Annotated in this window: 6 protein-coding genes and 2 pseudogenes; 6 read left to right on the top strand and 2 right to left on the bottom strand. The window is 42.9% G+C overall.

Annotated elements, in window-relative coordinates; all coding sequences use genetic code 11:
• Positions 1 to 165 precede the first annotated feature (165 nt).
• The 6 genes and pseudogenes from H6G26_RS37630 to H6G26_RS37605 form a co-directional block, all read left to right on the top strand.
• Positions 166 to 636 (top strand): hypothetical protein, encoded by a 471-nt coding sequence (locus H6G26_RS37630; RefSeq protein WP_242054252.1) that lies wholly within the window; start codon positions 166 to 168, stop codon positions 634 to 636.
• A 217-nt stretch (positions 637 to 853) separates the two neighbouring features.
• On the top strand, positions 854 to 2,203 hold the full coding sequence (locus H6G26_RS37625; RefSeq protein WP_190736722.1) for a DnaB-like helicase C-terminal domain-containing protein: 1,350 nt from the start codon (positions 854 to 856) through the stop codon (positions 2,201 to 2,203).
• 67 nt (positions 2,204 to 2,270) lie between these two features.
• Positions 2,271 to 2,663: an ASCH domain-containing protein gene (locus tag H6G26_RS37620; protein ID WP_190736720.1), complete on the top strand. Its 393-nt coding sequence runs from the start codon at positions 2,271 to 2,273 to the stop codon at positions 2,661 to 2,663.
• Positions 2,660 to 3,697, top strand: coding sequence for a DNA cytosine methyltransferase (locus H6G26_RS37615; RefSeq protein ID WP_242054249.1), 1,038 nt, complete (start codon positions 2,660 to 2,662; stop codon positions 3,695 to 3,697). Before H6G26_RS37620 ends, H6G26_RS37615 begins: the two co-directional genes overlap by 4 nt.
• Before the next feature lie 27 nt (positions 3,698 to 3,724).
• Positions 3,725 to 4,416 (top strand): IS1 family transposase gene (locus tag H6G26_RS37610; RefSeq protein WP_190736724.1). Its coding sequence is split into 2 segments (ribosomal slippage): positions 3,725 to 4,057 and positions 4,060 to 4,416, totalling 690 coding nucleotides; the frame shifts between segments, so codons are not numbered across the junction.
• A gap of 24 nt (positions 4,417 to 4,440) precedes the next feature.
• Positions 4,441 to 4,671: pseudogene (locus H6G26_RS37605) on the top strand (sodium:proton antiporter); the annotation flags it as partial.
• A gap of 365 nt (positions 4,672 to 5,036) precedes the next feature.
• Here H6G26_RS37605 and H6G26_RS37600 read toward each other — a convergent pair.
• Together H6G26_RS37600 and H6G26_RS37595 are read right to left on the bottom strand one after the other, a co-directional pair.
• Positions 5,037 to 5,597 (bottom strand): DUF3124 domain-containing protein, encoded by a 561-nt coding sequence (locus H6G26_RS37600; RefSeq protein ID WP_190736718.1) that lies wholly within the window; start codon positions 5,595 to 5,597, stop codon positions 5,037 to 5,039.
• Positions 5,598 to 5,672: 75 nt separating this feature from the next.
• Positions 5,673 to 5,822, bottom strand: a pseudogene (locus H6G26_RS37595) (TrkA family potassium uptake protein); the annotation flags it as partial.

The following is a 5,822-nucleotide window of genomic DNA, read 5'->3' as shown; positions in this document are numbered from 1 at the left end:
AGTGTTACTTAGAATCCGCTCTGCACTGATAAATCACAATTTGGGTTTCATTTCTCCAAACCATTATCAATCATGGGTTTTGTCTTATTTCAGTGCCATTCGGTTGTCAGAGAAAAAATCAAGTGGAATCGCTGGGTTTTACCTTGGTGCAGTGGAGAGCGAAAGTTGAATAACTTGTACCAGAACTTCAACCCGGTAGTCGTGGATTTTCTGGCTGCTGAATTAGCCACGAAGTCTAAACGCTCGGCACAACTCGAAATTACTCATGCGATCGCAGTCATGAACACCTGGGAGAAAACCAAAGGTGGGTGGACAAACTTGATGCAGCGTTATCACCAAGCATTGCAAACAGAAAAACAGCCCCTACCTCAACAGCACACTGCTTTGGCTCACAGAGCAAACAATATCACTAGCACCACGCTCGAAGATGCTCTGGCACAAGACCGAATACGCCGTCAGCAAGAGCAATCAAAGCAGGTTCCATCCAATGGGTATCAACACAGCCCACAAATGCTGGAGCTAAAAGCAAAACTTCAAGCCGCAGGCACCACCCCAAAAGTTTCGAGCGACACCAGACCATCTTTCACGAATTTGCGAGAAGTTGAAGCGCAGTTAAAATTAGCACTAAGAGCCTAATCTAGCAATTCGCAATTCGCAATTCGCAATTCGCAATTGTGAAAGCAATTTAATCATTCGGGATACAAGGCACAAATTTTAATTATGAAAGAAAACGAAACTCAACTTTATAGCAATTCGCTAAAAGAATGAAACAAATGCAAAACCTAAAAACCTTGCTAAATCTAAGTTTTTTAATTGCGAATTGCGAACTGCGAATTGCGAATTGGAGATAATTATGCACCCTAATCAAGACAACGTAGTTTCTTTCCATCCTGACAGATCACTTGACAACTTGCCCCCACAAAACATCGAGGCTGAAGAAGCGATTTTGGGCGGGATTATGCTTGACCCAGAAGCAATGACTAGAGTCAGCGATCGCCTAAGCGTTGAAGCCTTTTACATCAGCGCTCACAAAGATATTTATCAAGCCGCAGTCCAACTTCATGCTACATACCAACCCACAGATTTACTAAGCGTCACCGCTTGGTTGGCTGACCACAATTTGCTCAATCGCATTGGTGGCAGGAATAAGTTAGCAACTCTGGTAGACCGCACTGTATCAGCCGTTAACATTGACGCTTTGGCTGATTTGGTGATGGAGAAATATCGACGGCGGCAGCTAATTAAAGTAGGCAATGAAATTGTCCAACTCGGTTACGAGACGCAAACTGAACTACCACTTGTCCTTGGGGAAGCTGAGGCGAAAGTTTTTGGCGTTACCCAAAATCAAAGCGATGAACGTTGCAAAGTTTTCTCAGCACAAGACATGGGCATTGAACTTTTTCAAAAGCTGGAGATGGGGAACATGGCAGGCGACAGAATTGGCTGGTACGACCTCGAAAATATCACCGGTGGCATTTATCCCAGCAGTTTGGTTGTAGTGGCTGCTGAATCCCACATGGGCAAAACCCACTTCATGATTTCTTACGCTTACGAAATCATGACTAAGCTTGGATTACCAGTTCTGTATGTAACTCCAGAAATGGACAAGAATCAACTCAATGCCCGAATGCTAGCCCGAATCACTGGCGTAGACGCTTCTATGATTCAAACCAATACTCAATGCTACTGGGAGCAAATAGCACAAGGCATAGGGCAGATGGTGGAACTGCCTTGGAAGGTTTACGAGCATTCCTCCCCTACAACCGCAATGATTGCAAGTGCGGTGCGCCGTGCCATTGCCGAATTTGGTGGTTCTATTGGTGCTGTGTTTATTGATTACTTGCAGCAGATTCCTCTGGAGTCAGGCGGGAACATGGCTTTTGAAGTCGGCAAGATTACCCGCCAGATTCGGGATATTGCCAAGTCTCACAAAATCCCTGTTTTCTTGGGCTGTCAAATCAATCGGGGCAATCAAACTACGGCTGATAAACGCCCTAATCGTCATCTTTTACGTAATTCTGGCGAAATCTTTGAGGTTTGTGACCAGTTAATAATGCTTTACCGGGATGCTGTTTACACAAAAGACCCAAGCGACCGCACTATCGAGTTGATTGTTGAGAAAAACCGCCTTTACGGTAAGCTCGGCACTGCAACAATGTTGTGCGACTTATCTACATCGAAATTTTTGAACTTGGCGAGGTAATTTACAGCCACATCCAGCGATCGCGGAAGAAAGACGCATACATTCAATTACTGGAGTTTTAAAACCCATGAAAGCGCTATCCGTTCGTCAACCTTGGGCATGGGCAATAATTTATGCTCTAAAAAATGTTGAAAACCGTGGTTGGCCTATTCATTATCGCGGCGACATTCTGATTCATGCAGCCAAGACTTGTACCAAAAAAGAGTATCAGCTAGCGAGAGAATTTTGCCAAGGGATGGGGGTAGTAATCCCAGAACTAATCTCTCTCCGTCGCGGTCAAGTCATCGGCATTGTCACAATAGTTGACTGCCAATTTTCACAAGTTGCTTCTGGCTGGGGGATGCCTGGGCAATACCATTGGCATCTGGAGAATCCACGCGAGATTACACCGATTCCTTACATTGGGCAGTTGGGGATTTTTGAAGTACCTGATGATTTGGTTATGAAGGTGGCTGCATGACTAAAACAGTTCTAAGTCATACGCTACATCCAAAGCCAAAATCAGTAATAGTTAAGTTATCTTCAATACCCGAAAAATTCTTAGAGGACGACCTTAAAGCTTCACATCTTCATAGCCAAGAATGCCTCTATCCGTACCTCGAAAAGAAAAACGCACATCATATAACTGAAGTACATCAAACACTTCTCGTTTCTATTGCACCAGTAAAGGTTACGTTATCTGCGACACCCGAAAAATTCTTAGAGGACGACCTTAAAACCTCACAACCTCATAGCCAAGGATGCCTCTATCCGTATCTCGAAAAGAAAAAGCTACTTGATAGTTCAATAGTTTTTTACCCACGAGTTATATGTGAGCGTGACCCAAACGACCCGACTCATTACCGATGGGGATATAACTGGGAAGAACGAGTTGATGGAGTATGGAAAGGCAAAAGTATCGGCTCAATTCCCCCTGGCGCTGTCCCAATGATTCGTCTAATGCAACAGCAGGGGGCAACTAGGGAAGATATTATCGCTTTTATCAAAAAAGCGAAAGCCAAAAAAACATCACCAAAATTAGATGTCTGCAAAAATTTTGATAACACAAAATTAAAACCAGTTCTGCCAGATGATGCCCCAATTGCTGTAGTACTATTCGCTGGTGGCGGCGGGATTGAAGCTGGGATGGTACAGGCTGGTATTCGTCCGGTCATTGCAGTAGAGTTCGACCCAACTAAACCAGAATTAAGTCAGGCGATTGCCAAAACCCATCACCACAACTTTAGCGAGTATGGCTGTAGAATAATCCAACTAACAGTGCAAGAAGTAGCACAGTCAGGATTTCTAGGTTTTCCTCGCAGCCCCGATTACCTCCATGCCTCTCCGGTGTGCGCCAACTTCAGTCAAGCCCACACAGCTAAAGCGGGTAAGGGTATTGAAAGGGCTGATGACCTGACGGCTGCGATCGCAGTAGCAGAAGCCATTCGACAGTTGCAACCACGGGTGTTTACGCTGGAGAATGTGCCGCGTTATAAGAACAGTGGCGTTGCATAATAGAGGGATGAAGTGAGGTGTTCTACTGTGCATTGTCCATACTGCGAGTCTACGGAAATAAGAAAAAATGGTAAACGAAGAGGTAAACAAAATCACATTTGTGTAAGCTGTGGTCGTCAATTTATAGATGTATACAGTCCACCAAAAGGGTACTCAGATGAGGTCAAAGTTGAATGCTTAAAAGCATACGTTAATGGTGAGGGATTCCGAGCTATTGAGAGATCCAAAGGTGTTCACCACACAACTGTAATTTATTGGCTAAAACTTATTGGTGAAAAATTGCCAGACGCACCACCAAACGAGGAGATTCCCGAAGTGGGAGAACTGGATGAACTAGAAACTTTCGTAGGGTCAAAAAAAATAAAATTTGGTTATGGACAGCAGTAAATCATTTCCAACAAGGAATTTTAGCTTGGGTTTTAGGAGATCACAGTGCCGAAACATTTAAACCTTTGTGGGATATTGTTAGCTGTTGGCAGTGCTATTTTTATGTGACTGACGGATGGAAAGTTTATCCCAGTTTTATTGAGCCAGGAGACCATATCGTTAGTAAAACATATATGACCAGAGTAGAAGGTGAAAATACACGTTTACGTCATTATCTAGCACGCTTACACCGCAAAACATTGTGCTATTCTAAATCAGTAGATATGCTTAAATACTCAATTCGCTTGTTACTTCACTATTTAAAGTATAGGCAAATACCTGTGTTTAACTGATTCATCCCGCATTTATGCAACGCCCGAATTGCTAGTGCAGAAAAGACACTGCGGGAACTTTATAATCGTCGCCCTGGTGAGGTGGAAGGCAGAAGTGGCAACAGCAGTAAACTTGATGCCATTCGTCGGCGTTTACTCTTGGCAGAAAAAGGAGCGCTCAATGAGGCAATGCGGAAGCGAATTCTTTCGGAAGAAATTGTGCGCGGACGGATACAAAATCTTGATGAACAATTGTTGAAGCTTGAAGATGATTAGGGATTGGGAACTGGGGATAGTCTGAACTTCGTGAGTGAACCTTTGAGCTTTGTGAGTAAACCTCTGAGCTTCGTCGATGAACCTTTGAGCTTCGTGAGTGAACCTCTGAGCTTTGTCGATGAACCTCTAAGCTTCGTGAGTGAACCTCTGAGTTTTGACTGATTAGAATTTGCTGCCTCTAGTTAGATATTAAATCTCTAACTCAATGAATGCATTCCCATACGAAGCATGGGAACAAGGAAATTTAATGATTGCATTCCTATGCGGAGCATGGGAACAAGAAAAGGAGGAAAAACTTAATTACAAATTACGTTAGCGTAGCGGGGCGTTCGCTTTTAGCGTCTCCAAGAGTTGCCCATTACGAATTATTTTAAAGGCGATCGCTTATCGTTATTTTGATTTTTAATGACCCTACCAGGACTGATAAAAGAAATTCCTTGTTGAAAGTCAGTACCAATCATGACTGCCTCCACTATCGGTTCGGATATTTCTGTTTGGGCTACCCACTCGACAATAAAGTTTGCACCTAAACCTCCAGTGGTGTCATTTCTATTTATAAAAAAATCTGTAGAAGCTAGGGCATCAAGTTGAATAGGACGCTCTAAATATTCTTTAACTAGTTTCCCTTCTGAGTTATAGTAGCGCACAGAAGTAATAACGATCGCATTGGTCAAATCTGTATTCCGAATACTTAGCGTAACTGCTAACTCGAAAATCTCCTGCCGATTGTGATGATAGATATGAGAGTAGACAGGAACATAAACAGTTTGACCGCTTGCTATCTTAAAATTCTTATCCAGCGTCACTATTTTTTGGGATGGGGTTGCTGGAATGGCATCGGGTTGTGACTTTGGTGGAATTTCGGGTGATTGACAAGATGCAAGAAAAATAATAGTGATCACTAAAATATATGGATACAGCTTCATCAAAACTATTTACACCAATTTTTTATACCTGTGTAGCTAATCCCACCTAATAAAGAGTTTCGGTAAACATTGCGCTCAACATCTCTGTTCAATGAAATCAATGACTTGATGTAAAGATCCTGGTTTAGTCACAATCAATACTGTTGAATAAGGTTCCAGTATTGTACTGCCGTTAGGAATCATCAAATCTTCATGGGGATGGGATTGATAGCCAATAATTAGCGA

Origin of the sequence: Nostoc sp. FACHB-888, from assembly GCF_014696655.1 — a bacterium.
Classification (GTDB): Bacteria; Cyanobacteriota; Cyanobacteriia; order Cyanobacteriales; family Nostocaceae; genus Nostoc.
This window is presented reverse-complemented; position numbering and strand designations above follow the sequence as displayed.

Bases quoted from the DNA above. Each gene is read 5' to 3' on its own strand.
- H6G26_RS37625 (WP_190736722.1), top strand. From the start codon at position 854: ATGCACCCTAATCAAGACAACGTAGTTTCTTTCCATCCTGACAGATCA.
- H6G26_RS37620 (WP_190736720.1), top strand. From the start codon at position 2,271: ATGAAAGCGCTATCCGTTCGTCAACCTTGGGCATGGGCAATAATTTAT.
- H6G26_RS37615 (WP_242054249.1), top strand. From the start codon at position 2,660: ATGACTAAAACAGTTCTAAGTCATACGCTACATCCAAAGCCAAAATCA.
- H6G26_RS37600 (WP_190736718.1), bottom strand. From the start codon at position 5,597: ATGAAGCTGTATCCATATATTTTAGTGATCACTATTATTTTTCTTGCA.